Source organism: Hyphomonas sp. (assembly GCF_046313975.1).
In the GTDB taxonomy this organism is placed as follows: Bacteria; Pseudomonadota; Alphaproteobacteria; order Caulobacterales; family Hyphomonadaceae; genus Hyphomonas.
This window is the reverse complement of sequence record NZ_JBKBXB010000003.1, coordinates 70,514-90,827: the sequence shown is the minus strand read 5'-3', so window position 1 is coordinate 90,827 and position 20,314 is coordinate 70,514. Positions and strand designations below refer to the sequence as shown.

Below are 20,314 nucleotides of genomic sequence, written 5' to 3'. Positions count from 1 at the left end.
ACCCTGACAAAAAAGGCAGCGCTGCCGGGACGGCAGTTGCGGAGCGCACCAGCGGCGCTGCCAGGCTCTCTGTGTGCAAGAAGGACGCTGCAGGGCCAGGGCCGGAGGGCCGGTGGTGTGCGCGCCGGAGCGCTTCGGCCACAGCTCTGCAACGTGGCGAAAGGAAGGGTTTTCCGGTTCCCATGTCAACACCCCCTCATTATTCCACAGCCACGCCGACCTTCGGCGCCACCGCCTCAAGCCCTGCAGCCATTACGATTTCCGCGATCTTCAGCCCGTCTGTTTTCCGGATGGCAGCGCACGCCTGCACAGCACCCCAGAGATCCTGATTGAGCAGAATCACGCGCACCGCGACCTCGGCCGCCCACGGATGATCGCCGGCAGAATCACGGCACGCCTCCGCGAAGGTGCGCGCCAGCATCCGCGCCTTGCGCACCGCGTCCGCAGCGGCCGCCGCCCCACCGTCACTCGCCCGGCAGACCCGCCGGATCGAGCGTTTACGCCCGCCGGCCCAGTCGCCACCGACGCCCGGCGTGCCGAGCCCGCCCCAGTAATCCTCGCCCAGCTCGACCAGTCCCACGATGCTGAGCACCGTGCGCATTTCGCCCTTGCCGTCGCCGGCCTGTCCTGAGCGTGCGCCGGGCGTTCCGCCTGCCATACCTGCCATCAGCACCTGGTCGCGCAGCGCATCGGCGATCTCGAGATGCACGTCGCTGAGCCGGTCCGAGTTTTTGACCAGCTGGGCGAAACGGTCGCGCGTCTGGCCGCGTCCGCGCCGGGCGAGCTTGTCGGCCCGTGCCGCGGCGCGGCTTTCGGCCAAGGTGAGCTTGCGCCGCGTTTCGACGATCTGCCGGTTGAGGGTGACGGCCAGCTCCCAGGCGCCCTCACGCTGCGCCTCGGCCAGTTTTCCCCGCAGGCGCGCCATCCGCAGCGTCAGGGTTTCAGTGAGGCTCGCGCGCCGCTTCGCGCTGCGCAGGCGCCGCCCTGCCGCCGCCCGGCCTTCCGCTGCTTCGCCCGGGGGCTTCACGGCGCCTTCACGCCGCTTGCGCGCAGCTTCTCCGGCGCGTTTGACTTCGGCAGCATAGGCCGCCAGCTCAGATCGGCGCTGAGGCGACAGGGTGAGCGAAAGGGCGGGACGGGGGCGGGCGCGGGGCATCTGGGCAGGTCCAATCGTCAGAGGGCGGATTATTCGGCGGAACGCTCGCGGCAGGCACCCCACGAGCAAGGCGAAGGCACAGGCGCGGCCGCGCAGCGGCCATCCGCGCCGAGCACACCGGTCAAGGCGGCCCGCGCGGCTGGCCCTCTTCGAAAACCACCCCTGAAAGCCCGCTTTCAGCAGCCCAGGCGAGGAGCGGATCGATCCAGTCGCGCGCCAGCGTGAAAGCCTCCCCGGCGCCGCTGGCGGCGATGGCCAGGACGCCCTGCGGCGTGACGCGGGCCGGGCGGTGGCGGAAAGCCTCGAGAAAGGCGCGGACGGCTTCGCGCCCGCCGGTCAGGTGGCCGAGAACGGCTTCTGGATCGATCAGGAACCCGCCGGTCGCCGTTGCGGCCGAGAGCAGCGCTTTTGCCGGTTTTGGGGCCGCGTCAGGTCCCTCCGCAGGCACTTCGCGTGTGGGGGGCGCTCCGGCAGCCTCACAGACCCCCTGCAAGCCCTGCGCGCGCTCCCCGGGCGCTGCCGCCGGTTTTGCGTCCGTCACCGGGCAATCCACAGCGCCCTCGCGCGCGGGGTCGCGCGAAAGGGGGGTAATCCTTGAGGGGGAAGAATCCTTATTATGGGGTCCGGACAAAATGTCCGGGTTTTCGGACAAAATGTCCGGGTTTCCGGGCCGCTTTTCCACAGGCTTTCCACAAGCGGGCAGAGGGCTTTTCGCCAGCCGCCCGAAGGGCAGCGGCGAGCCGTCCGCGAGCATGCCGGGCGCTTCGGCGGCGAGCGCCGCTTCGAAGAGGGCCGCCTGGGCGGCGATGGCGGCAGCGGCAGGCGCCTGCCCTTCGGCAAGGCACAGGCTGCGCAGGCAACCGAACACGCGCCGCATGTTGTGCGGAGAGAGCGCCGCGCCGACGAGCCCGGAGGCCATCAGCGCCTTGGCGGCGCCCGCATGGCAGGCCCGCTGCGCGATCTTGACCGCTGCCGCCAGCGGCTCGACGCGCTCCAGGTGCAGACGGTAGACCGCCGTCCGCCCGCGCCCCCTGGGTGCCGAGATCAGCCGCACAAGGCCCTCGAGGCGGTCATCGGTGACGAGCTGGGCCAGGATGCGCCGCGCATGGCGCTCGGTGAGGCCCGCGTGCAGCGCCAGCGACAGCTGCGAGACCGTGGCAAGGCCCGTCTCGTCATCCGCATAGGTCGCAAGCGCTTCCAAGAGGTCACGCCGGCCCCCGGTTTCGAGGCCGCACCGGCGGACGGATTCACCGAGCTCGAATGACATGGGCAGGGCCCTCCGGGCATGAAAAAGGCGTCCGGCGCCGCGAAGGCCCCGGCCGGGCGTGTGGAAAGGTCAGGAAATCAGGTCAGGCGGGCGTCAGGGTCCGTCGCGGGGCGTTTCGGCATTCCGGAGCGCGTCGTCGAGGCTCTCCCCATCGGCCAGCGTGCAGGCGGCGATCACGCGGTCGCCGTGGCGGGCTTTTGCCTCGCAGGTGACCGGGCCGCGCGCGGCGAGGATCTGCGCCAGGACGGCCCGCGCCTCCGGGCCGCCCGGCTCGTCCCATTCCGGCGCATTGAAGCGCCTGAGCCGGATCTCGGCCTCACCCAGGCAGAAACTGTCGCCATCGATCACGGCGGTCGCCTCAGCCGTCCAGACGGTCTCCGGAAAGCCGACAAACCCGCCGGGCGCGCAGTCGCGCACCATCGGGAGGCCCTGAGCCGCGGCGCCCGGCGAGGCGCAGGCGCCAAGCATCCACAGGCCTGCCCACAGGCCCGCCCGGCGGCAGGCAGGCCGGGTTCGATAGGCGTTCACAGCTGATTCCGTCATGTTCCTTCCCTCCGGTGGAATTCGGGCCTAAGAGAACATCCCCGGAACGGAGCGCAAGTCATGATCGATGCCGAAACCCTCGCCGCCCTCGAGACGCATCTTGCGGTGCGCCTGGCCGTCACGCGCAAGAGCCGCCTGCGCGAGCTCGCCCAGCCACACGGCGCTGACGCCGCCCGCAAGGCGCTCGCCCGCGAGCTCGCCGCCAGCCTCGCCGGCCCGTTCGACATCACGCCCAGCGCTACGCGCGCGCCCGGCATCACAATCCCCGGCCCTACGGACGGCCGCGCCAGCTGGGCGGACCCGGAGAAATCCTGAACGGGGCTCATGCCGACACCTCATCGCGCTTCGCCTGCGCCCAGGCGATGATCTTCCGCGCGAACGGCGTGGCCCGCGCGCCGCGCCGCACGCGCCCGGTCAGCTCATCCAGCGCAAACACCAGCGCATCCTCGCGGCAAGCGGCAAACTTTCCCCATTTCGGGCCCGGCAGATAGCCGCCGCCGCTTTCTTCTGCGCCATAGCAGATGGCCCATATCCACTGATGATCCGCCTGCTGATGGATCAGGACTTCCGCGTGCAGGTACCGCCGCTTCGGGTCGCGAAAGCCGATCACCTCGCAGGCGCTCTCTGCGACCACAGGCCCGTCGCCATCGATGCCCGTCACCAGTGGCAAACGAAGCCCCGGCAACAACGGCTGCACCATCGTTTCCGTACGCGTACCCATCAAACCTCCTGCGGCGGCAGGATGCCGCCATAGTCGAGGCTGAAGGCCCGCATTTCGGATTCTGCGGCGACGAATACCGGCGGCATGCCGCCGCCCATGATGTTCAGGTAAACGGTGCGGGTACGGACGATCTCGGCGACCTCTTCGTCGCTCAGCGCCCAGGCCGAGATCAACCCGCCGCGGTTGCGGAACACATGCAGGTCGCCAACGCGGTCTTCCTCGCCTTTCGGGGCGCGCATGATCAGGTTGGCGCCGGATATCTTCTTTGCCCAGCCCATCACAGCGCCTCCCGCTTCGCCCGTGTCTTCATCGCCAGCTCGCGCATCGTGATCTCGACTGCGCCCGCCTTCACGGCTTCGGCCCGCTTCGCCAGGCTGACATCGAAGTGCTCCTGCGCCGTCCCGGCCTTCTGCAGCCAGCGCCGGTCGAGGCCGATCCGGTCTGCCATCGCCAGCAGCTCTTCGCGCGTGTCGGCTATCATGTGGCACATCTTCATGCGCCCGAGGCGGCCGAGCGGCGAGGTGTGCATGTCATCGACATAGACGGCCATCAGATCTTCTCTCCCCGGTTCAATGCGATGATCAGCGGCCCCAGTACGGGGCTGAAGACGATGCACAGGGTGGCGGCGAGAAGCATGAACAGGCCGATGACGATCGGGATCAGCGGGCTCAGCAGGTAGCCGAAAAGGGTCACAAGGGCCTTGCCGGCAGGCGTGCGCTCAGACATCGCCGTCCTCCTCGCGGATCTCCGGCGCGCGCCGGTTCGCCGCCGCAAAGGCAGCGATCACCACCCCGCACCCGACGCCCGTCACCAATCCCACCAGAAAGATCATCAGCGTTTCCATGTGTCAGTCTCGCAGTTCGAAGATCAGCTCGTGGATGCGTGCATCCGGCAGCTGCTGATCGGAGTTGAACCAGTTGAAGAAATCGATCTGCGCAACATCGCAGGAATAAAGCCTGCGGCCGCGCAGCCACTTGACGAAGTCAACCATCCACCATCCGGCCGTGCGCTTCGCGTCGCCGATCGCGTAGGAATTCCAGCACCAGTTGCCGACCCATTCCCTGCTGCCCGTCACCGGCCAGACCTTTCCCGCCAGGCGCACCGCATCGCCGCCCTTCGGCCCCTTGCCCCAAAGCTCGGCGAAGCGCGGCGGCCGCATGCTCACGCAGCAGAACTCGGCATCGAATATGCTGAGCTGCGGTGCGCAATGATCGAACAGGCCATTGTCCGGATCGTTGCAGGCGACATGCAGGACCGGCCGCATCAGACAGCCTCCCAGTTGCGCATCCACGGTTTCGGCGCGTCGAACGCCCCGCCTTCCCGGAAATCGAACCAGCCGAGCTGACCCGGTCCCGGCATCGGCACGATGGCGAGCGGCGCTTCCATGACGAGGCCGTAGGGCCCAAAAAACCACGAGCTGTGGCCGATATCGTCCGCCCCTTCTTCTCCCGCGAGCACAACTGTGCCGACCGGGCTCTCGACGTCGCTGATGATTGCGGCCAGGCGCATCGTCCCGATCACGCCGCCGCGCGGCAACTGATCCGGGCGCGGACAATCCACACCGATCGACTGCATGAACCGGCAGGCGTCCTCATACTCGGCGCGCGTCATACCCTTCGCCGCATGGATGAACACCCGGCGGCCGACGAGCCGCCAAGAGCCCGCCGGCACCCGTCCGCGGTTCTCGACAACCTTGCCGCCATGGATCAGCGCCCATGCCCAGGGCTGGCGCACTGAGAGAGAGATCGCGGTCACGAGCGCGCCTCTGCCAGAATTGTGATGAGCACCATCTGAAGCATCCCGAGCGTGAAGAGATTGACGGATGAAATCGAAGCAATGATCATCGGCGCCCACTGTTTCCGGTGCGCCGCCCTCGCCGCCTGATACGAAAATAATCCCGACGCCAGGATGAAGAAGAACGCGGAGATCATGACCTCACCTCCGGCCTTGCGTCGTGAATCACGCCGTCGAGCATTCGGCCGGCGGCTTTCTTTCCGGCGCGCGACATCCAGATCACGTCTTCGTCGCCATCGCTCAGCACACGGATCGGCTCGCGCAGGCGTCCGCTCTCGACACTTACGGGCGCATCTTCAAAACCGGGGTGGAAAGCGCTGGCGCTCCATTCACCCCACCGCTTGAAGAAGAAGGGCACACCCGCCGCGGCGCACTGGTCGCGCAGGCCCCGGAACCAGTCCGGATGCGAGGGCCGCGCGTGCGGGCCGCTCTCGCCGCCCGCGATGACCCAGTCGATGCCCTTTTCATCATCGAGCCAGTTGCGGGAACATCCGCTTTCCGGCCAGCAATCCAGATCCACCGGCCCCAGCAATGGCTCACAACTCAGAAAGCGCTTCGCCGCAGGCACCGCCAGCAGGTGCGGGATGCGCCGGTCCGCTTCGGCCTGGTTCTCGACGGTCGTGCCGAGCCAGACGTTCGGCCAGCCCGCGCCCCATGCGTCGAGGCCCGGCTTATGCACGCTCATCGGCAGCATCTTCCGGATGTTCTGCGGCCGCTTGGTCAGCAGCAGCCAGATCAGGTCCGGCGTCGCCTCGATCAGCGCCCAGAGGTCGCGCCGCCAGTCGTCCGGAACCTGGTTGTCGAACACGTCCGCGAGGCTCGCGCAGAACACCATCGGCGGGCGGCCATGCGCCGCGCGGAACTCCGCAGCCTGACGGTTCCACTTCAGCGGCTGGCGCCAGTTGTTGGCCGAGGTGCGCTTACGCTTTCCTGCCCAGAGCTGCTCATCCGGCCAGTAGCGAGAGGCCTGCGCCTCGGCATAGCAATGATCGCAGGCCGGCGAGACCTTGGTGCAGCCGATCCACGGATTGAACGTGTGGTCAGCCCATTCGATGCGGGTCTCCTCAGCCACAATCCATCTCCACATCCGGCGCGCCCAGTTCGCCGAGGGCTTCCTCGGCCTTGCGGCTGATCTCGGCGGCCGCCGCCCAAATCTCGGACATGTTGCGCTGCCCGTCGACGAGGTTGAGGCTCCCGATGGCTGCCTCGACAAACGCCGCCATGCGCATCGGATCATTGCGGCAGAAAACATCAGGGCTCTGACCGTTCACCAGTATGCCTGCGATAGAGCGTTGCGCCTCAGTCCCGATATAGCCCTCGATCTCGCGCACCGCGTCACGATAGCGAGCATGGTCAGCTAGCAACAGCTCCGCATCCTGACGGGTGATGTTCAGCCGCTGCAGCAGCGCGACGGTATCCGGATGCGGATCCCTACGCTCTTCACTCCAAATGACAGCGGCGGTGTAAACCCGCGAGCGCAGCGCACCACACTGCCGCCAGAGCGCGGGCGAGACACCGTCAGGACACGTCCCGCCGAACACTTTCAGCCCGCACCCTTCGCAACTTCCCTGCCAGTCAGCCATCACACGCCCTCCCGTGCAGCCTTGCGGTCGAGGCGTTCGATCTCGGCCAGGATCAGGGCGCCGGCGCGCACCAGGTTTTCGCGGTGGGTGCGCGGCTTGAACCAGCCGGCCGCGAACGGCCACAGCCAGACGATCATCGCCCGGCCGGTTTCCGGCAGGATGTTCCAGACGGCATAGCGGGCCGCCGCGCGGGCGAGCTGGCCATCGGTATAACGGTCATCCGCCTGCGGATCGAAGCCTTCGGCGACGATCTGGCGGCGGCGCTCGCGCAGCATCGCCTCGGCGGCGTCCAGCGTCCCGGCCGGCGCCCCGCCCGGATCTCCCGATGCATCGAGCCAGCGCGTCAGCTCATCCTCTGCCGCCACGGTCTCCAGCTCCGGCGCCAGGAACAGCCCGGCCAGCGTGTCGCCGTCCTCGAGCGTCTGGCCGTCGAGATAATGCCGCCCGTCCGCACACGGCAGGAACAGGCCGTCCGGCGCTCGGCAGACCGTGTGCGCCCCGTCCGGCAGGCAGGGCCCGAGCTCGCGGGAGATCACGCTCTGCCCGGCTTTCAGCGCCGACAGGCGCGCAGGGATCAGGTCAGCAGGTGCGGTCATGTCAGTCTCCGATCGCGTCCATGTAGAGATCGAGCACCATCTGCGCTTCCTCGCGCTCGGCGCGGTCGATCTTCCGCAGGCGGATCGCCGCACGGATCGCTTTCGTGTCGAAGCCCAGCGCCTTTGCCTCAGCCATCACTTCCTTGATGTCGTCGGCGATGCCCTTCTTTTCTTCTTCCAGACGCTCGACCCTGGCGACGATCGACTGCAGCTTCGCCCGTGTTGTCTCGTCGAGGCTGTTATCGCCATGTCCGGCTGCCGTGCGGCGGCGCTGTTCCTTGTTGCTCATGCCCTTGCCTTTCTTTGATAGCCTGCCCGCCACGTCCTTCAGCTGGCTGTCCGTCAGCGTGACGGGCGCCATGCCCGGCCCCGTGATCGTCACCGTCCCCTCGCTCATGGCCCCTCTCCGAACAGGCCCGGCGCCTTCGGATTGCCGCGCGCCTTCTTCTCCTCGACCAGCCGCTCCAGGAACGCGGCGGCCTGAACCACCGAAATCCCGCGCGCTGTCATGACGAGGCCCGGCAGGTCGAAGCCCTGCCCGCAATCATCCATCGTGCAGCGCCCGCCCTTGTGATCGCTGCGCTCCTGCAGGGTGCCGTCCGAAACGCAGGCCGGGCATTCCCAGCCATCGCGGCTGCGCCCCTTCAGGCCGACCGCCACGGCAACCTCGCCGAAAGTCAGCTGTGCCTTCACCGCGTCGAGCCGCTCGCGCAGCGTGGGCTTTGCCGCGCCGCTCATGCCCCGGCCCTCTGCGCCTTGCGATGCACGGCGTAGCCGCTCACCGGATCATGCGGCAGCGACCAGCCCGCCTCTTCGAGCGCACGGCGCACTTCGCTGACCAGCACGCTCGCATAGCCTTCCTTGATCGGCGGGGAGAAAGCGTAGATCACGCCCTGCAGGGTGAGGCTGCCTTCATTCGCGAGCTTCATCAGCACCAGGCGCCCCTTCGCAGACTTGCAAGCCTCCAGCGCCGGCTTCAGCCAGTCCGGCGCCCCGTCCGGAACCTGGACGCCCGACGCGGGCGGCGCCGGAACGCGCGGCGGCGGCGGCGCAGACGCGGGATCTGCAGGCGGCGTGTAGCGAAGCTCGACCTTCGGCCCGCGCTCTTCCAGCGACCAGCCTGCAAACTCGATCTTGCGGCGCAGCGCGGCGAGCTGCACGCGCATCGTGTTGCTGGTCACGTCCTGGTCGTGGAGCGCCTGAAGATCGCCCCAGCTCAGCTCGCGGCGCGCCAGGAAAGCCGTCAGGTAGCGATAGGCGGTGCCGGTCAGCGTGTCCGCGATCTCGCGCAGCCGGTGCGCTTCAGGCAAGAGTTCGGGCGGGGCGGTATCATCCGGCTGCAGATCATCTGCTTCCTTCGCGCCCTGATCGTCCCGGGCAACCGGCGGGTCGCACACGACGCGGACCTCTTTGATCGTCCTCTCATGCAGGTTTTCAACGGCTGCATCTTCGGTCTCGGCGCGCGGCGGCTCCGGCATGGTGATGATCAGCCAGTCCTCTTCCGGGCTGCACTTGAACCGGGCCTGCACGGCGCCGAACGGCCATGCATAGGCAGGCCAGCTGACCGGCACCTGCAGGCATTTGCCGTCACCGCGTGTTCCGGCCGCCTTCAGCGCGCGCACGCTTCCCGACGCTGCCTTTGCGCGCAGGTTCGGTTCGATCCGGATACGGCCCGCATCCTCGCCGTAGCCTTCCAGAACATCGACCAGCAGGCCGCGCGCCCAGCCCAGCTCCGCGAGCACATCCGGCCACAGTGTCACCATGACATAGGGCGATGCCCCGAAACCCTTCCGGGCACTGACCGTCACCCCGCGCGCCTGCGCCTGCGGAAAATTCGGTTTCCACGCCATCAGAGCGCTCCTCTCAGCTTCAAGCCTTTTTCGTAATCCCAGAGGCCGCCGAACCCCTTGACCTTCACGCGGAAGTCGAGGTCGAATTCATGCGCGGCATCGAAACACCACATCCAGCGCCCCGGCGTGATCCGTTCCAGCTGCGCCAGGGGCTGGCCGTCAAACTCGCGCCAGATGCCCATCGCCCGCTCGCCGGGGCCGAGGCCGTATTTCCCGCCGCTGCGCAGGTTCGCATACACCTTGCCGTCCATCATGCGGTCGATGATGAAGGCGCCGGCGAGGCGCACCGCGCCGACACTCATGCCCACCGGCAGCGTCTTCACGCAGCGCTTGAAGATGGCATGGCGCCCGCCGGGGATATCGAACGGCGAGAGCGTCTCGCCGCAATAGGCCGCCACCGCCGCCCAGCCTGTCTCGTCGGCGTCCCGGAAGGCCTCATGGCCGACACCCGCCGTGATGATCAGACGCTTTCCGACGAGCTCGGCCGGCGGCGGCACGGAGCGGGTAAAGCCCCACAATGTGCCCGCCACCAAGAGGCTCGCCACCGGCTGCGCCCGAGTGATCGCCCAGTTGCGCGACGGGTCGCGGCCCGGCATCCAGCGGATATCCTGCGGCGTGTGATCGGCGGAATTTCCGTAGGCGGATGAACTGCCCTCAGCCATGTGTCAGCCTCCCAGCGGCAGGTTGAGGCGGTAGGACACCCAGGGCGACCCTGGAGCCTGTGCATCTGCCATGAACAGGAACCACGCATGCAGCCGGGACTGCCGGTTCTTGGGGCCGTCATACCCATCGCGATGCATGTTCAGGCGTCTGTCAAATGAGAGCTGCGCGTGGATATGGCCGCCATCGATCAGCCGCGAGCGCTCGCGCCCGACGCCGTTCAACCAGCGCAGCTCCAGCAGCGCGAAAACGCGCGGCACCAGCGTGAGCGCATGATCCACGAACGCATCCGCCATCGAATAGGGCGGGTTCATGATGATCGCATCCGGCCGCAACTCAGCGGCGCTGCGGGGCGTCCACCCAAGAAAGTCGCGGCCCCAATGGCGCTCTACTTGAGCGCCAGCCCGCCAGCGCGCCTCATAGTCGTGCAGGTCAGACCCGAGCACCGTGCACCCTGCCTCGTCCAGCACTTCGAGGATCGCCCCAGGGCCGCAGGCCGGGTCCCAGAGCCGCATCCTGGGCGCGAAGAAGTCTGGCATGCGCGCCATCAGTGCACGCACGGCCTTCGGGTCGGTTTCATAGAGCTCCGGCCCGCGCTCGGCCGCAGAGGCCCGGCCCATCGAGGTTTTTGCGGAGGTCGCGCGCTTGGTCATGTGGGGGTCTCCACGATGAAAACGCCCAGCCCGAAGCTGCCGGCAAAGGGACGCCGCCGGAACTGCGCCTCGCCTGCAGGCTGGGCCCCCACAAGCGACGGCGCAGGCGCAGCGGCCGCCGCACCAGCGGCGGACAGCCGCGAGCAATCTTCAGCAAGCGCTTCGCTGCGGATCTCGCCCGCCTCGCGCCGTGCACATTCGCGCGCCTGGGCGCAGGCCTCCGGCCAGGCACAGTCGTCACACCAGTCAGCCACGGGGCACCTCTTCGTATCGGTTGACCGCCGCGCCAGACTCTCCGCACTTTCGGGTTGCACGAACTTCCAACGCGAAACGGAGCACAGCGATGAAAACGAACGCAGAGGGCTGGATCCTCGACGATGAGGGGCAGATCATGGTTCGCCCCCTTGCCGCCTACTACGCCGTGCCGCTGGGGTCCGACGCGGTGCTGGTTCGCCTCGATCAGTACCTGACCGATGCGCACGTTGTGATGCAGCGGCCGGAGACCGCTGTTCAGGTGATGCTGACGCCGAATGAGGCTCAGAAGCTCGGCCAGCGTTTGATCCGGGCAGCACAGGAGGCGCGAAAGAAACCGCCTGCGCGTCCCTGACCGCATCGGTCGAGACCGAGAAGGTGAGGCAGATATCCTGGATGGCGAAGCGGACCCTAGCCATTGCGGCGCTCCTTCCGGCAGGCCCGCAGGGCATTCCACGCATCCCAGCGGATCAGCGCGCGGGTGATCAGGCGCTGCGCCACCAGCACCGGCCAGAAGCAGGTGACGGCCGCCCAGACGGGCCAGACCGGCGCGGCATTGCCCGTGATCTCATTCTCGGCCCGGCAGATCGCCGCCTCGCGGTTGGCATCGACAAGGCCGCGCAGCACATAGGCGCACACGGCCATCGCGATCAGGAAACCCGGCTCAGCCATGCGCCGCCTCCCGGCGAGCACTGGCGCTGCCGCGCATTGCAGCAGCGCCAGACTCTCCACAGGCTGACATCCCCTTATCCGTCCAAAGAAGAAGGAACGTTGCCGTGCGAAAACCATTTAAGAACGACGCCGAAGGCTGGGCTGTCGATGAGAACGGCGATGTCATTCTGCACCTCGCCGACGCGGTGAGTCTGCGGGTTGGCGCGGTTGCAGGTCAGCCAGGGATTGGCTTTCGCCTGGAACAGTTAGGCCCGCAGGATCAGCGGATCCCAGTGCAGCAGTTCTTTGTGCCCCAGCAGGAGGCAATTGCTCTTGCGGTCCGTCTGCTGACCTTGCTGGAGCTGACATCGCCACCATCGACGCCGCATTAGGCGAACCCGACATAATTCCGCCAGGGATTGCCACACCCAGAAAGGCCCCTGCCTCGGCCCGCCGCTCGATCTCGGCCATCATCTCGGCCGCTTCCTGGGCGGTCACCTCTTCGGCATAATTGCCCGCATGAATGACGCCGTGCGTGAGGGCTTTGAGCCGATCCGAAACCTTGCGGCGCGGAGACCTCGCGCCACTGAAATACCGGCTGACCGCCACGCCCGTTACGGCAAGCTCTGCCCCGAGCTCCTCGCTGGCGAGGCCGCGCAGGCGCTGGTACCATCGCAGCCGCATTGCCGTTTCGGGTGGATTTTTCACCATCTGTGAACCTCTCCGGTTTACAAAACAACCGTTTCGGTATTTTTCGCTCAGGTGATTCGGCCCCACTGTCAATTGCAGCCGGTTATTTTCTACCGATTGGGTAATGTTACCTTTTCGGGGGCTGCGCCATCATTGGGCATGCCCAGAAAGCCCTACTCGAAACCCTCGGCGGATACGCACCTGCTGATCCGCGAGGAGCGCGTGAAGGCTGGCCTGACCCAGGAGCAGCTTGCAGAAGCGCTGAACACGACGCCAGTGACGATCGGACGGTATGAAACGGGCGAACGGGGCGTGACAGTCGAGAAGCTGCTGGAAATCGCTCAGGCCCTAGACGTTCCGCCCTGCCGCCTGATCCGCGACGGTGACGGCCTGTCAGCAGAGGAACGCGAACTCATCGGGCACCTCAGATCAAACCCGAAACACCGCCGCGTCGTGCATTCCACGCTGCAGGGCCTCAAAGACAGCGAGAGCTGAGAAAGCGCCGGATTCAGTCCGCGCCAGTAACCGCATATTCGCGCGTTGCCGGATACAGATAGATCACCTTTCCGCCAGACTTTCCGGGGCAAAAGGCCTGATACATGGGAAGGTGGCCGGTGCTGGGTACCGGTTCCGGCGGGCGGGCTTTGACTTCCGCAAGGGAACAGTGGCCGTCAACAATCAGCCGGGCAGCGAGGTGATAAAGCCAGGCGCGCTGATCCGCTTCATAAACCGGCGCTTCGAAGATGGCTTCATCCTGCATCATGCGCGCCAGATTGTCTGCCCGCTTTCCGGCGAAGCGTTCCTCCGGGGTCAGATACTTGTCCATGATCGCACTTGCCTCAGCCGCGCCCTCAGCAGCGTGCTCAATCGAGGCCTGCCGGGCCTGTTGGCGCGCGACATCCTCGCTTGTGGCCCAGATGATACCGCCCGCTGCGCCACCTAGCAGAATGACCGCCGCAACCGCGCTCGCTACGTTTCCGGACATGCTTTTCCCCTTCACCCGTGGCGAGATTAACCAGACGGATCAAAGGCCACAACCGGACATAGCCCATCCGAAACGGAACAATTGAGAAGGCGCAAATACCGAAATGGTTTATTTCGCTCTTGCCGAATAATACCGTTTCGGTTACACGATACCTGCGCCCCATGTCCCCGGGGCGCCGCGCGGGGCGGGCCCGATGCTCCCCCCACCCAGACGGCACCCCCGTCCCGCGCGCCACCATCCGGTGAAGGCCAGACGATGCCCCGCTACATCATCACCCGCCATGCCAGCGACCCGCCGCGCCTGATGGAAGTCACCGGCTCTGCCGCCGCGGCCGCGCGCGCGCGCGGGGCAAAGCACGGCTGCGTGCATGCCCGCTGCGTGATGACCGGCAAGCGCCAGTTCGTCCGCGAGGCCGACATTCTCGGCGGCGATGACGATCTGGACACCGCCTTCGCACGGTTCGAGGCGGTGAAGTCGGCCGCCCGCGCCCTCGACGCCGAAATCGCCGCCGCCCGCCGCGCCTATGATCGCGCGCACCGCCGCCGCGAGGCCGAGCTGCGCCGCCTCGCAGAGGGTCCGGCGCCCGCCCGCGCCGAGCCCGGCCTCGCCGCATGACGCCCCGCCTGATGACGCTGCAGCAGGCGAAAGCCTATCTTGCCGGGCTCGACCCGCGCACGCTGCAGGTCGCGCCGCACACCCTGCGCCCGCTGCGCTTCGACCGGCGCCGCATCGACGCGGCCCTTGACGGCGCCGCCCCGGCGCGGATGGTGCCCTCGCCCGCCAATGACGAGGACGCCCCCGATGACCTCATCGCCCAGGAACTCGCCGAGCTCGACGCCCGGCTCGCCGCGCCTCACACCGAAGGCGCCTCTGCGCCTGCCCGGCGCGCACCGCGTCGTTAAGCGCTCCCGCGTCGCAACCCGCATCTTCTGGTATGCCTGGCGGGGCGGGCCGCAGGTCGCCGCCTTCGCGGGCACCACCGATGCCGAGGCCTTCGCGGCGGAATCCGCCGGCGCCCCCGCGCTCGCCGCGGCCTGGTCGGACACCGCCTTCCCGAAACCCTCTGCCGCCACCTTCGAGGGCCTTGCCGCGGCCTTCCGCGCCAGCCCCGCTTTCCTCAGCCTTGCGCCCTCGACGCGCGCGCTGTGGGGCCCCGCCATCGGCAAGGCGGTCGCCACCTTCGGCCCGGTCAGCCTGAAGGCGATGCAGGCGCCCGGCATCCGGGCCCGCATCAAGCAATGGCATGCCGGCATGGCCGCGACGCCGCGCGCCGCGAACATCCACCTGCAGGTGCTGGGCAGGATCCTCGAATGGGGTGTCGACGAGGAACGCCTCACGCGCAACGCGGCGCGCGGCATCGCGCATCTGGACGAAGGCCCCGGCCGCGCCGACATCCTGATCACCGAGGCAGAATTCAAGGCCCTGTGCCTCGCCGCCGGCCCCGGCCTCGCCCGCACGCTCGAAATCCTCTGGCACACGGGTCTGCGCCGGCAGGACCTGGTCGAGCTCACCTGGGCGGAGGTGGATGCCCGCGCCGGCCATATCGTGCGCCGAACCAACAAGAGCGGCGGGAGGCGTGCCGCCTGCCCGCCGCTGACCCCTGCCCTGAAAAAGGCGCTCGGCCGGCGCGGCGCACCGCACGCGCGCGTCTGCCGCCGCGATGACGGCAATCCGTGGACGGACGGACGCCAGCTGCGCAAGGCCTTCGAGGCCGCGAAGGTGCGCGCCGCAAAGACGCTGAAGACGGCCGGAGACAAGGCGGCGCTGATGCAGAAACACCTGCATGACTTCCGGGGCACCTGTATCACGCGCGGCTACGCGGACGGCGCCAGCGATATCGACATGGAAATCCGCATGGGCTGGGCGCCCGGCGAGGGCGCAGCGATGCGCGCGATCTATGGCAGCCAGGCCCAGCTCGCCCGCGCCGCTGCCGCCCGCGTCCGGCCGCGCAAGAAGGCGTGAATCCGGTTTACAGCCCGCCCGCCTGCCCCAATGCTTTCAAGGCCTTACCCGCCCTGCGGTTTACACCCAACACCCTGTTTTCAAAGCATTCCCCCATGCTTCGGGAGCTAGGGGCCGGAAGTTCGAATCTTCTCACTCCGACCATCTTTTGATTTTTTCAGCGGCATTCCTTGCGGATCACCAGCTTGAGCCCGGACCACACGGCGTCCACGGCGCAGACTTTCACATCCACGAAGCCCATCGGCAGGGCCACTGCCCGGATAACGTCCTCGGTGATGTCCGTCTGCATCTTTGCGGCTTTCTTCGGCCAGGAGACCCAGACCATGCCGCCGGCCTCAAGCAGCGGACGCAGCCTTTCAAGGTCGGCGGCGAGCGCGGCGGCTGAGGTGTGGAACAGGTGCGCGGCGGCGAGACCCTCCGACGGCCGGGCGACATAGCGCGGGCAGACGGTCTGTTCGATTTCGGCGCGCACGCTGTCGGGCATCGCCTTTGCCCAGAGCGGGGCGCCTTCGGCGAAGCCAAGCTTTTTCGCGAGCGGTGTGGCTGAATATCCGGCGGGCATGCTCCAACCTCCCGCCGCCGCTTTCAGCCCTTCAGCACGGCCCGGACCGCCTCGAGCGCCTCGCCGGCCTTGTCTGCATCCGGCCCACCCGCCTGCGCCATGTCGGGCCGGCCCCCGCCGCCCTGCCCTCCGACGGCCGCAGCGGCCGCCTTGACCAGCTCGACCGCAGAGAACCGGGCGGTCAGGTCCGGGGTGACACCGACCGCGACGCCGGCTTTGCCGCCCTCGGTGCCGACGAACACGACGACGCCGGAGCCGATCTTCGCCTTCGCCTCATCCACGAGGGCGCGCAAGTCCTTGCCGCCGACTCCTTCGGCGACGCGGGCCATCAGGTTCACCCCATTGATCACTTCCGGGCCGGCCGGCGCACCGCCTGCGCCGCCGAGCGCGAGCTTTCGCTTGGCTTCGGCAAGCTCCCGCTCCAGCGCGCGGCGCTCCTCGGTGAGGGCGGCGACCCGGCGCGGCAGGTCCTTCAGCGGCACTTTCAGGCTTTCGGCGACATCGGCGGCAATCTGTGCCCGGCCTTTCAGCCAGGCCAGCGCCTCGGCCCCCGTGGCCGCCTCAATGCGGCGCACGCCGGCAGAGACGCCACTTTCCGACAGGATCGCGAACACGGCGATATCGCCGGAGCGTTCGACATGCGTGCCGCCGCACAGCTCGACCGAATAGGGCCGTCCGTCTCCGGACGGTTCACCCATAGACAGCACACGGACTTCATCGCCATACTTCTCGCCGAACAGGGCAAGCGCGCCGGCTTCGATCGCCTTCTCAGGGCTGGTGACGCGGATGCCGGTTTCGATGTTGGCGCGGATCTGGGCATTGACCTCGTCCTCGATGGCCTCGATCTCGGCCGGAGTCAGAGGCGCCCCGTGCGAGAAATCGAAACGGAAGCGGTCGGCCTCGACCAGCGAGCCCTTCTGCGTGACATGCGGGCCCAGAACCTTGCGCAGGGCCGCATGCATCAGGTGGGTGGCCGAATGGTTTGCCATCACCTGCCTGCGGCGCACGCCATTGACCTTCAGCTGTGCCTTCGCGCCGAGGCGGGCCGTGCCCGAAACCAGTTCGCCGATATGCACGTGCAGGTCGCCCGCACGTTTCTGCACGTCGCGCACGATGAAGCGCGCGCCGCCCTCGAAGATGATCTCGCCATGATCGCCCGCCTGGCCGCCGGATTCAGCATAGAAGGGCGTGGTGTCGAACACCAGTTCGGCCGGGCCGGCCACCAGCGTTTCGGCCAGCGCGCCTGCGGCGGCAATCGCCACCAGCCGGCCTTCGCCGGCAATGCCCGAATAGCCGGTGAACTTCGTGGCGCCGAGCCGGCCGCGCACATCGAACCAGATTTCGTCCGTAGCCTGATCGCCCGAGGAGAAGCCAGCCGCGCGGCTCTTCTCGCGCTGCGCCTCCAGCGCGGCCTCAAACCCGGCGACATCCACTTCAAGCCCGCGCCCGCGCAGGATGTCCTGCGTCAGGTCGAGCGGGAAACCGTAAGTGTCCGACAGGTTGAACGCCACATCGCCCGGCAGCGCCGCACCGGGCTTCAGATCGCCCACCGCCCTGTCGAGCAGGGCGAGGCCATTGCCCAGCGTGCGCTGGAAGCGGGCCTCCTCCTGTTCGATGGCCGCCTCGATGGCAACCTGCGCGCGGCCGAGCTCGGGATAGGCCCTGCCCATCTCTGCCACCAGCGCCGGCACCAGCCTGTGCATCAGCGGCTCGCGCGCGCCGAGCATATGGCCATGGCGCATGGCCCGGCGCATGATCCGGCGCAGCACATAGCCGCGCCCCTCGTTCGAGGGCAGAACGCCGTCTGCCACGAGGAAGGCGGAGGTGCGCAGATGGTCGGCAATGACGCGGAAAGACGCGGTCTTGTCGCCCTGCGCCTTCTGGCCATAGACGGCCTCTCCGGCTTCGATCAGGGTACGGAACAGGTCTATGTCGTAGTTGTTGTGTTGGCCCTGCAGCACTGCCGCTGCGCGCTCCAGCCCCATGCCGGTGTCGATCGACGGCTTCGGCAGGCTGGTCCGCCTGCCGCCTTCATGCTGTTCGTACTGCATGAAGACGAGGTTCCAGATCTCGATGAACCGGTCGCCATCCTGATCGGCACTGCCGGGCGGGCCACCGGCGACCTTGTCGCCATGATCGAAGAAGATTTCCGAACACGGACCACAGGGGCCTGTATCGCCCATCGACCAGAAATTATCGCTCGTCGGGATACGGATGATTTTCGATTCCGGGAAACCGGAGACCTTCTTCCAGATCGCGGCAGCCTCGTCATCCTCGGCATAGACGGTGACCAGCAGGCGCGCGGGATCAAGCGCATAGTCCCGGGTGATCAGCTCCCAGGCGAGGCGGATCGCCTCGTCCTTGAAATAGTCGCCGAAGGAGAAATTCCCCAGCATTTCAAAAAAGGTGTGGTGGCGCGCCGTATAGCCGACATTGTCGAGGTCGTTATGCTTGCCGCCGGCGCGCACGCATTTCTGCGCGGTCACCGCGCGCGGCGCGAAGGGCTTCTCGGCGCCGGTGAAGATGTTCTTGAACGGCACCATGCCGGCATTCACGAACAGCAGGGTCGGGTCGTTCTGCGGCACCAGCGGGGCGGACGCCCGGCGCATATGCCCGTTCTTCTCAAAGAAGCTGAGGAACGTCTCCCGGATCTCGTTTACGCCTTGCATCGTTTGCCTTGGTCCTTGCCCGCATGAATGGGCCGCCGCACCCGGCCGGGGCGGCAGCAGATTACAGAGGCGATATAAAGGCCCCTTTGCAGCCCGCCAAGACAAGGCGCGCCGCAAAGGGGACTCTTCCGGCCCGGAGATCGATAGGCCGGAAGCTTGCCGGCCGGGCGGCGGGCCTGAGGCCCGTCAGCCGGTCCGGCGCGCAGGCCGGCCGGACGCCCGGCGGCCCGCTGTCGGGTGTTATCCGGCGCGCCGGTCAGCCTTCTGCGGCGTCCGGGGCGTCCTCGCCGCCAGCGTCCATGCCCGCCGCCAGCAGCTCTTCTGCCAGCAGGCCTGCATTGCGCCGGATGGCGTCTTCAATCTCGTTGGCCACAGCCGGGTTGTCCTTCAGGAACTGGCGCGCCTTCTCGCGGCCCTGCCCGATGCGCTCGCCATTATAGGAGAACCAGGAGCCCGATTTCTCGATGACATTGGCCTTGACCCCAAGATCGAGTAATTCGCCGGTCTTGGAAATCCCCTCCCCGTAAAGAATGTCGAATTCCACCTGACGGAAGGGCGGGGCGACCTTGTTCTTCACAACCTTCACGCGCGTCTGGTTGCCGATGACTTCCTCGCGCTCCTTGATCTGGCCGATACGGCGGATGTCGAGGCGCACGGAGGCGTAGAATTTCAGGGCATTGCCTCCGGTGGTCGTCTCCGGGTTACCGAACATCACGCCGATCTTCATGCGGATCTGGTTGATGAAGATCACCATGCATTTCGACTTGGAGATCGAGCCCGTGAGCTTGCGCAGCGCCTGACTCATCAGGCGGGCCTGCAGGCCCGGCAGCTGATCGCCCATCTCACCTTCGAGTTCGGCCCGCGGCGTCAGCGCCGCCACCGAGTCGATGACCAGGAGATCAACCGCGCCGGAGCGCACCAGCGTGTCCGCAATCTCCAGCGCCTGCTCGCCCGAATCAGGCTGCGAGACCAGCAGATCATCCAGATCGACACCCAGCTTCGCCGCATAGACGGGGTCCAGCGCGTGTTCGGCGTCGATGAAGGCGCAGACGCCGCCATTCTTCTGGGCCTCGGCCACGCAATGCAGCGACAGGGTCGTCTTGCCGGAGCTTTCCGGCCCGAAAATCTCGATGATCCGGCCCTTTGGCAGGCCGCCGATGCCGAGCGCGATGTCGAGCCCGAGCGAGCCGGTGGAGACCGCCTCGATGTCCATCGTCTTCTTCTCGCCGAGGCGCATCACCGAGCCCTTGCCGAAAGACCGCTCGATATTTCCGAGCGCCGTTTCGAGGGCCTTCTGCTTGTCCACGCCGGTTTCCTTGTCCACGAGAGTGAGAACGGGTTTGGTCACGAGTCGTCTCCTTTGGTCTACCATGGGGGCCGGTTTGGCAAGGCCCCCGATTGCCATGCCTGAGCCTCATGTACACCATTTGTTCCATAGAACAAAGCAGAAACTTATGAACGGTTTCACTTTTCTTCCCGCCCGGCCTCTGGCATGGTTGCAGACATGCTGACACGATCCGGACATCAGGGCGGCGAGGCCCGCATCCGCTATGGCGACGCGGATTTCGAGATCCTGTCGCCGGGCGCTTACGTCACCTGCGCGGTGACCGGCCGGCAGATCCCGCTCGGCGCGCTGCGCTACTGGAGCGTCGACCTGCAGGAAGCCTACTGGGACGCCGAGGCCGCTTCGAAACGCCTCACCCCGCCGAAAGCCTGAGCC

Annotated in this window: 32 protein-coding genes; 8 read left to right on the top strand and 24 right to left on the bottom strand. The window is 67.3% G+C overall.

Translation table 11 applies throughout. The features are described from left to right. Nucleotides 1–199: 199 nt before the first annotated feature. The 3 genes from ACK4TE_RS02150 to ACK4TE_RS02140 form a co-directional block, all read right to left on the bottom strand. Nucleotides 200–1,156, bottom strand: a complete 957-nt coding sequence (locus ACK4TE_RS02150; RefSeq protein WP_409909827.1) for a hypothetical protein — start codon at nt 1,154–1,156, stop codon at nt 200–202. Between the two features lie 121 nt (nt 1,157–1,277). Next, nucleotides 1,278–2,423, bottom strand: a complete 1,146-nt coding sequence (locus ACK4TE_RS02145; protein ID WP_409909826.1) for a hypothetical protein — start codon at nt 2,421–2,423, stop codon at nt 1,278–1,280. Between the two features lie 93 nt (nt 2,424–2,516). After that, a complete protein-coding gene (locus ACK4TE_RS02140) occupies nt 2,517–2,966 on the bottom strand; it encodes a nuclease (RefSeq protein WP_409909825.1) in 450 nt (149 codons plus the stop codon). A gap of 60 nt (nt 2,967–3,026) precedes the next feature. Between ACK4TE_RS02140 and ACK4TE_RS02135 the strand changes: the two genes are divergently transcribed. Further along, complete coding sequence (locus ACK4TE_RS02135; RefSeq protein WP_409909824.1) at nt 3,027–3,281, top strand: hypothetical protein; 255 nt, start codon at nt 3,027–3,029, stop codon at nt 3,279–3,281. 7 nt (nt 3,282–3,288) lie between these two features. Here ACK4TE_RS02135 and ACK4TE_RS02130 read toward each other — a convergent pair whose 3' ends face one another. From ACK4TE_RS02130 to ACK4TE_RS02055, 16 genes are all read right to left on the bottom strand, one after another. Next, nucleotides 3,289–3,687: a hypothetical protein gene (locus ACK4TE_RS02130; RefSeq protein WP_409909823.1), complete on the bottom strand. Its 399-nt coding sequence runs from the start codon at nt 3,685–3,687 to the stop codon at nt 3,289–3,291. Then, nucleotides 3,687–3,965, bottom strand: coding sequence for a hypothetical protein (locus ACK4TE_RS02125; protein ID WP_409909822.1), 279 nt, complete (start codon nt 3,963–3,965; stop codon nt 3,687–3,689). The genes ACK4TE_RS02130 and ACK4TE_RS02125 overlap by 1 nt, the downstream gene beginning before the upstream one ends. Next, on the bottom strand, nt 3,965–4,237 hold the full coding sequence (locus tag ACK4TE_RS02120) for a DUF4031 domain-containing protein (RefSeq protein ID WP_409909821.1): 273 nt from the start codon (nt 4,235–4,237) through the stop codon (nt 3,965–3,967). Before ACK4TE_RS02120 ends, ACK4TE_RS02125 begins: the two co-directional genes overlap by 1 nt. Continuing rightward, entirely contained in the window at nt 4,237–4,413 is a 177-nt protein-coding gene (locus tag ACK4TE_RS02115; protein WP_409909820.1) for a hypothetical protein, read from the bottom strand. Before ACK4TE_RS02115 ends, ACK4TE_RS02120 begins: the two co-directional genes overlap by 1 nt. A 121-nt stretch (nt 4,414–4,534) precedes the next feature. Then, nucleotides 4,535–4,951 (bottom strand): hypothetical protein, encoded by a 417-nt coding sequence (locus ACK4TE_RS02110; protein WP_409909819.1) that lies wholly within the window; start codon nt 4,949–4,951, stop codon nt 4,535–4,537. Further along, nucleotides 4,951–5,442: a hypothetical protein gene (locus ACK4TE_RS02105; protein ID WP_409909818.1), complete on the bottom strand. Its 492-nt coding sequence runs from the start codon at nt 5,440–5,442 to the stop codon at nt 4,951–4,953. Before ACK4TE_RS02105 ends, ACK4TE_RS02110 begins: the two co-directional genes overlap by 1 nt. Further along, entirely contained in the window at nt 5,439–5,618 is a 180-nt protein-coding gene (locus ACK4TE_RS02100; protein ID WP_409909817.1) for a hypothetical protein, read from the bottom strand. Before ACK4TE_RS02100 ends, ACK4TE_RS02105 begins: the two co-directional genes overlap by 4 nt. Next, a complete protein-coding gene (locus ACK4TE_RS02095) occupies nt 5,615–6,553 on the bottom strand; it encodes a phage Gp37/Gp68 family protein (RefSeq protein ID WP_409909816.1) in 939 nt (312 codons plus the stop codon). Before ACK4TE_RS02095 ends, ACK4TE_RS02100 begins: the two co-directional genes overlap by 4 nt. Next, the gene (locus ACK4TE_RS02090) at nt 6,546–7,064 is read right to left on the bottom strand and encodes a hypothetical protein (protein WP_409909815.1); all 519 of its coding nucleotides are present in this window, start codon (nt 7,062–7,064) and stop codon (nt 6,546–6,548) included. The genes ACK4TE_RS02095 and ACK4TE_RS02090 overlap by 8 nt, the downstream gene beginning before the upstream one ends. After that, entirely contained in the window at nt 7,064–7,660 is a 597-nt protein-coding gene (locus ACK4TE_RS02085; protein ID WP_409909814.1) for a hypothetical protein, read from the bottom strand. Before ACK4TE_RS02085 ends, ACK4TE_RS02090 begins: the two co-directional genes overlap by 1 nt. A 1-nt stretch (nt 7,661) precedes the next feature. Then, nucleotides 7,662–7,949 (bottom strand): DUF2312 domain-containing protein, encoded by a 288-nt coding sequence (locus tag ACK4TE_RS02080; RefSeq protein ID WP_409909875.1) that lies wholly within the window; start codon nt 7,947–7,949, stop codon nt 7,662–7,664. A gap of 104 nt (nt 7,950–8,053) precedes the next feature. Then, entirely contained in the window at nt 8,054–8,398 is a 345-nt protein-coding gene (locus ACK4TE_RS02075; RefSeq protein ID WP_409909813.1) for a hypothetical protein, read from the bottom strand. Next, the gene (locus tag ACK4TE_RS02070; RefSeq protein WP_409909812.1) at nt 8,395–9,510 is read right to left on the bottom strand and encodes a hypothetical protein; all 1,116 of its coding nucleotides are present in this window, start codon (nt 9,508–9,510) and stop codon (nt 8,395–8,397) included. The genes ACK4TE_RS02075 and ACK4TE_RS02070 overlap by 4 nt, the downstream gene beginning before the upstream one ends. Continuing rightward, nucleotides 9,510–10,172 carry a hypothetical protein gene (locus tag ACK4TE_RS02065; protein ID WP_409909811.1) on the bottom strand — a complete coding sequence of 221 codons (663 nt, stop codon included), beginning with the start codon at nt 10,170–10,172 and terminating at the stop codon, nt 9,510–9,512. Before ACK4TE_RS02065 ends, ACK4TE_RS02070 begins: the two co-directional genes overlap by 1 nt. Nucleotides 10,173–10,175: 3 nt before the next feature. Further along, nucleotides 10,176–10,823, bottom strand: coding sequence for a class I SAM-dependent methyltransferase (locus ACK4TE_RS02060; RefSeq protein ID WP_409909810.1), 648 nt, complete (start codon nt 10,821–10,823; stop codon nt 10,176–10,178). Next, a complete protein-coding gene (locus ACK4TE_RS02055; protein ID WP_409909809.1) occupies nt 10,820–11,077 on the bottom strand; it encodes a hypothetical protein in 258 nt (85 codons plus the stop codon). The genes ACK4TE_RS02060 and ACK4TE_RS02055 overlap by 4 nt, the downstream gene beginning before the upstream one ends. An 89-nt stretch (nt 11,078–11,166) precedes the next feature. Between ACK4TE_RS02055 and ACK4TE_RS02050 the strand changes: the two genes are divergently transcribed. Further along, nucleotides 11,167–11,430 carry a hypothetical protein gene (locus ACK4TE_RS02050; protein ID WP_409909808.1) on the top strand — a complete coding sequence of 88 codons (264 nt, stop codon included), beginning with the start codon at nt 11,167–11,169 and terminating at the stop codon, nt 11,428–11,430. Nucleotides 11,431–11,486: 56 nt separating this feature from the next. On the opposite strand, the gene ACK4TE_RS02045 is transcribed toward ACK4TE_RS02050, so the two are convergent. Continuing rightward, nucleotides 11,487–11,747, bottom strand: coding sequence for a hypothetical protein (locus tag ACK4TE_RS02045; protein WP_409909807.1), 261 nt, complete (start codon nt 11,745–11,747; stop codon nt 11,487–11,489). A 104-nt stretch (nt 11,748–11,851) separates the two neighbouring features. On the opposite strand from ACK4TE_RS02045, the gene ACK4TE_RS02040 reads away from it, so the two are divergent. Both ACK4TE_RS02040 and ACK4TE_RS02035 read left to right on the top strand, forming a co-directional pair. Continuing rightward, on the top strand, nt 11,852–12,118 hold the full coding sequence (locus ACK4TE_RS02040; protein ID WP_409909806.1) for a hypothetical protein: 267 nt from the start codon (nt 11,852–11,854) through the stop codon (nt 12,116–12,118). Nucleotides 12,119–12,575: 457 nt separating this feature from the next. After that, nucleotides 12,576–12,911, top strand: a complete 336-nt coding sequence (locus ACK4TE_RS02035; RefSeq protein WP_409909805.1) for a helix-turn-helix domain-containing protein — start codon at nt 12,576–12,578, stop codon at nt 12,909–12,911. A gap of 13 nt (nt 12,912–12,924) precedes the next feature. Here the strand turns inward: ACK4TE_RS02035 and ACK4TE_RS02030 are convergent, their stop codons facing one another. Beyond that, nucleotides 12,925–13,401: a hypothetical protein gene (locus ACK4TE_RS02030; RefSeq protein WP_409909804.1), complete on the bottom strand. Its 477-nt coding sequence runs from the start codon at nt 13,399–13,401 to the stop codon at nt 12,925–12,927. A 255-nt stretch (nt 13,402–13,656) separates the two neighbouring features. Here ACK4TE_RS02030 and ACK4TE_RS02025 point away from each other — a divergent pair, with 255 nt between their 5' ends. The 3 genes from ACK4TE_RS02025 to ACK4TE_RS02015 are packed head-to-tail and all read left to right on the top strand — an operon-like array spanning nt 13,657 to nt 15,363. Next, a complete protein-coding gene (locus ACK4TE_RS02025; RefSeq protein ID WP_409909803.1) occupies nt 13,657–14,016 on the top strand; it encodes a hypothetical protein in 360 nt (119 codons plus the stop codon). After that, nucleotides 14,013–14,303: a hypothetical protein gene (locus ACK4TE_RS02020; protein WP_409909802.1), complete on the top strand. Its 291-nt coding sequence runs from the start codon at nt 14,013–14,015 to the stop codon at nt 14,301–14,303. The genes ACK4TE_RS02025 and ACK4TE_RS02020 overlap by 4 nt, the downstream gene beginning before the upstream one ends. After that, the gene (locus ACK4TE_RS02015) at nt 14,203–15,363 is read left to right on the top strand and encodes a tyrosine-type recombinase/integrase (protein WP_409909801.1); all 1,161 of its coding nucleotides are present in this window, start codon (nt 14,203–14,205) and stop codon (nt 15,361–15,363) included. The genes ACK4TE_RS02020 and ACK4TE_RS02015 overlap by 101 nt, the downstream gene beginning before the upstream one ends. 157 nt (nt 15,364–15,520) lie before the next feature. Here ACK4TE_RS02015 and ACK4TE_RS02010 read toward each other — a convergent pair whose 3' ends face one another. From ACK4TE_RS02010 to recA, 3 genes are all read right to left on the bottom strand, one after another. Continuing rightward, entirely contained in the window at nt 15,521–15,925 is a 405-nt protein-coding gene (locus tag ACK4TE_RS02010) for a hypothetical protein (protein WP_409909800.1), read from the bottom strand. Between the two features lie 23 nt (nt 15,926–15,948). Further along, nucleotides 15,949–18,594, bottom strand: a complete 2,646-nt coding sequence (gene alaS / locus ACK4TE_RS02005; protein ID WP_409909799.1) for an alanine--tRNA ligase — start codon at nt 18,592–18,594, stop codon at nt 15,949–15,951. Nucleotides 18,595–18,850: 256 nt separating this feature from the next. Beyond that, a complete protein-coding gene (gene recA / locus ACK4TE_RS02000; RefSeq protein WP_409909874.1) occupies nt 18,851–19,900 on the bottom strand; it encodes a recombinase RecA in 1,050 nt (349 codons plus the stop codon). Nucleotides 19,901–20,098: 198 nt separating this feature from the next. Between recA and ACK4TE_RS01995 the strand changes: the two genes are divergently transcribed. Further along, nucleotides 20,099–20,311 (top strand): DUF2093 domain-containing protein, encoded by a 213-nt coding sequence (locus tag ACK4TE_RS01995; protein ID WP_409909798.1) that lies wholly within the window; start codon nt 20,099–20,101, stop codon nt 20,309–20,311. Nucleotides 20,312–20,314 lie beyond the last annotated feature (3 nt).

Excerpts from the sequence above, each read along its gene's own strand:
- ACK4TE_RS02150 (WP_409909827.1), bottom strand. The coding sequence starts at position 1,156 with ATGCCCCGCGCCCGCCCCCGTCCCGCCCTTTCGCTCACCCTGTCGCCT.
- ACK4TE_RS02145 (WP_409909826.1), bottom strand. The coding sequence starts at position 2,423 with ATGTCATTCGAGCTCGGTGAATCCGTCCGCCGGTGCGGCCTCGAAACC.
- ACK4TE_RS02140 (WP_409909825.1), bottom strand. The coding sequence starts at position 2,966 with ATGACGGAATCAGCTGTGAACGCCTATCGAACCCGGCCTGCCTGCCGC.
- ACK4TE_RS02135 (WP_409909824.1), top strand. The coding sequence starts at position 3,027 with ATGATCGATGCCGAAACCCTCGCCGCCCTCGAGACGCATCTTGCGGTG.
- ACK4TE_RS02130 (WP_409909823.1), bottom strand. The coding sequence starts at position 3,687 with ATGGGTACGCGTACGGAAACGATGGTGCAGCCGTTGTTGCCGGGGCTT.
- ACK4TE_RS02125 (WP_409909822.1), bottom strand. The coding sequence starts at position 3,965 with ATGGGCTGGGCAAAGAAGATATCCGGCGCCAACCTGATCATGCGCGCC.
- ACK4TE_RS02120 (WP_409909821.1), bottom strand. The coding sequence starts at position 4,237 with ATGGCCGTCTATGTCGATGACATGCACACCTCGCCGCTCGGCCGCCTC.
- ACK4TE_RS02115 (WP_409909820.1), bottom strand. The coding sequence starts at position 4,413 with ATGTCTGAGCGCACGCCTGCCGGCAAGGCCCTTGTGACCCTTTTCGGC.
- ACK4TE_RS02110 (WP_409909819.1), bottom strand. The coding sequence starts at position 4,951 with ATGCGGCCGGTCCTGCATGTCGCCTGCAACGATCCGGACAATGGCCTG.
- ACK4TE_RS02100 (WP_409909817.1), bottom strand. The coding sequence starts at position 5,618 with ATGATCTCCGCGTTCTTCTTCATCCTGGCGTCGGGATTATTTTCGTAT.
- ACK4TE_RS02090 (WP_409909815.1), bottom strand. The coding sequence starts at position 7,064 with ATGGCTGACTGGCAGGGAAGTTGCGAAGGGTGCGGGCTGAAAGTGTTC.
- ACK4TE_RS02085 (WP_409909814.1), bottom strand. The coding sequence starts at position 7,660 with ATGACCGCACCTGCTGACCTGATCCCTGCGCGCCTGTCGGCGCTGAAA.
- ACK4TE_RS02080 (WP_409909875.1), bottom strand. The coding sequence starts at position 7,949 with ATGAGCAACAAGGAACAGCGCCGCCGCACGGCAGCCGGACATGGCGAT.
- ACK4TE_RS02075 (WP_409909813.1), bottom strand. The coding sequence starts at position 8,398 with ATGAGCGGCGCGGCAAAGCCCACGCTGCGCGAGCGGCTCGACGCGGTG.
- ACK4TE_RS02070 (WP_409909812.1), bottom strand. The coding sequence starts at position 9,510 with ATGGCGTGGAAACCGAATTTTCCGCAGGCGCAGGCGCGCGGGGTGACG.
- ACK4TE_RS02065 (WP_409909811.1), bottom strand. The coding sequence starts at position 10,172 with ATGGCTGAGGGCAGTTCATCCGCCTACGGAAATTCCGCCGATCACACG.
- ACK4TE_RS02060 (WP_409909810.1), bottom strand. The coding sequence starts at position 10,823 with ATGACCAAGCGCGCGACCTCCGCAAAAACCTCGATGGGCCGGGCCTCT.
- ACK4TE_RS02050 (WP_409909808.1), top strand. The coding sequence starts at position 11,167 with ATGAAAACGAACGCAGAGGGCTGGATCCTCGACGATGAGGGGCAGATC.
- ACK4TE_RS02045 (WP_409909807.1), bottom strand. The coding sequence starts at position 11,747 with ATGGCTGAGCCGGGTTTCCTGATCGCGATGGCCGTGTGCGCCTATGTG.
- ACK4TE_RS02035 (WP_409909805.1), top strand. The coding sequence starts at position 12,576 with ATGCCCAGAAAGCCCTACTCGAAACCCTCGGCGGATACGCACCTGCTG.
- ACK4TE_RS02030 (WP_409909804.1), bottom strand. The coding sequence starts at position 13,401 with ATGTCCGGAAACGTAGCGAGCGCGGTTGCGGCGGTCATTCTGCTAGGT.
- ACK4TE_RS02025 (WP_409909803.1), top strand. The coding sequence starts at position 13,657 with ATGCCCCGCTACATCATCACCCGCCATGCCAGCGACCCGCCGCGCCTG.
- ACK4TE_RS02020 (WP_409909802.1), top strand. The coding sequence starts at position 14,013 with ATGACGCCCCGCCTGATGACGCTGCAGCAGGCGAAAGCCTATCTTGCC.
- ACK4TE_RS02015 (WP_409909801.1), top strand. The coding sequence starts at position 14,203 with ATGACCTCATCGCCCAGGAACTCGCCGAGCTCGACGCCCGGCTCGCCG.
- ACK4TE_RS02010 (WP_409909800.1), bottom strand. The coding sequence starts at position 15,925 with ATGCCCGCCGGATATTCAGCCACACCGCTCGCGAAAAAGCTTGGCTTC.
- alaS (WP_409909799.1), bottom strand. The coding sequence starts at position 18,594 with ATGCAAGGCGTAAACGAGATCCGGGAGACGTTCCTCAGCTTCTTTGAG.
- ACK4TE_RS01995 (WP_409909798.1), top strand. The coding sequence starts at position 20,099 with ATGCTGACACGATCCGGACATCAGGGCGGCGAGGCCCGCATCCGCTAT.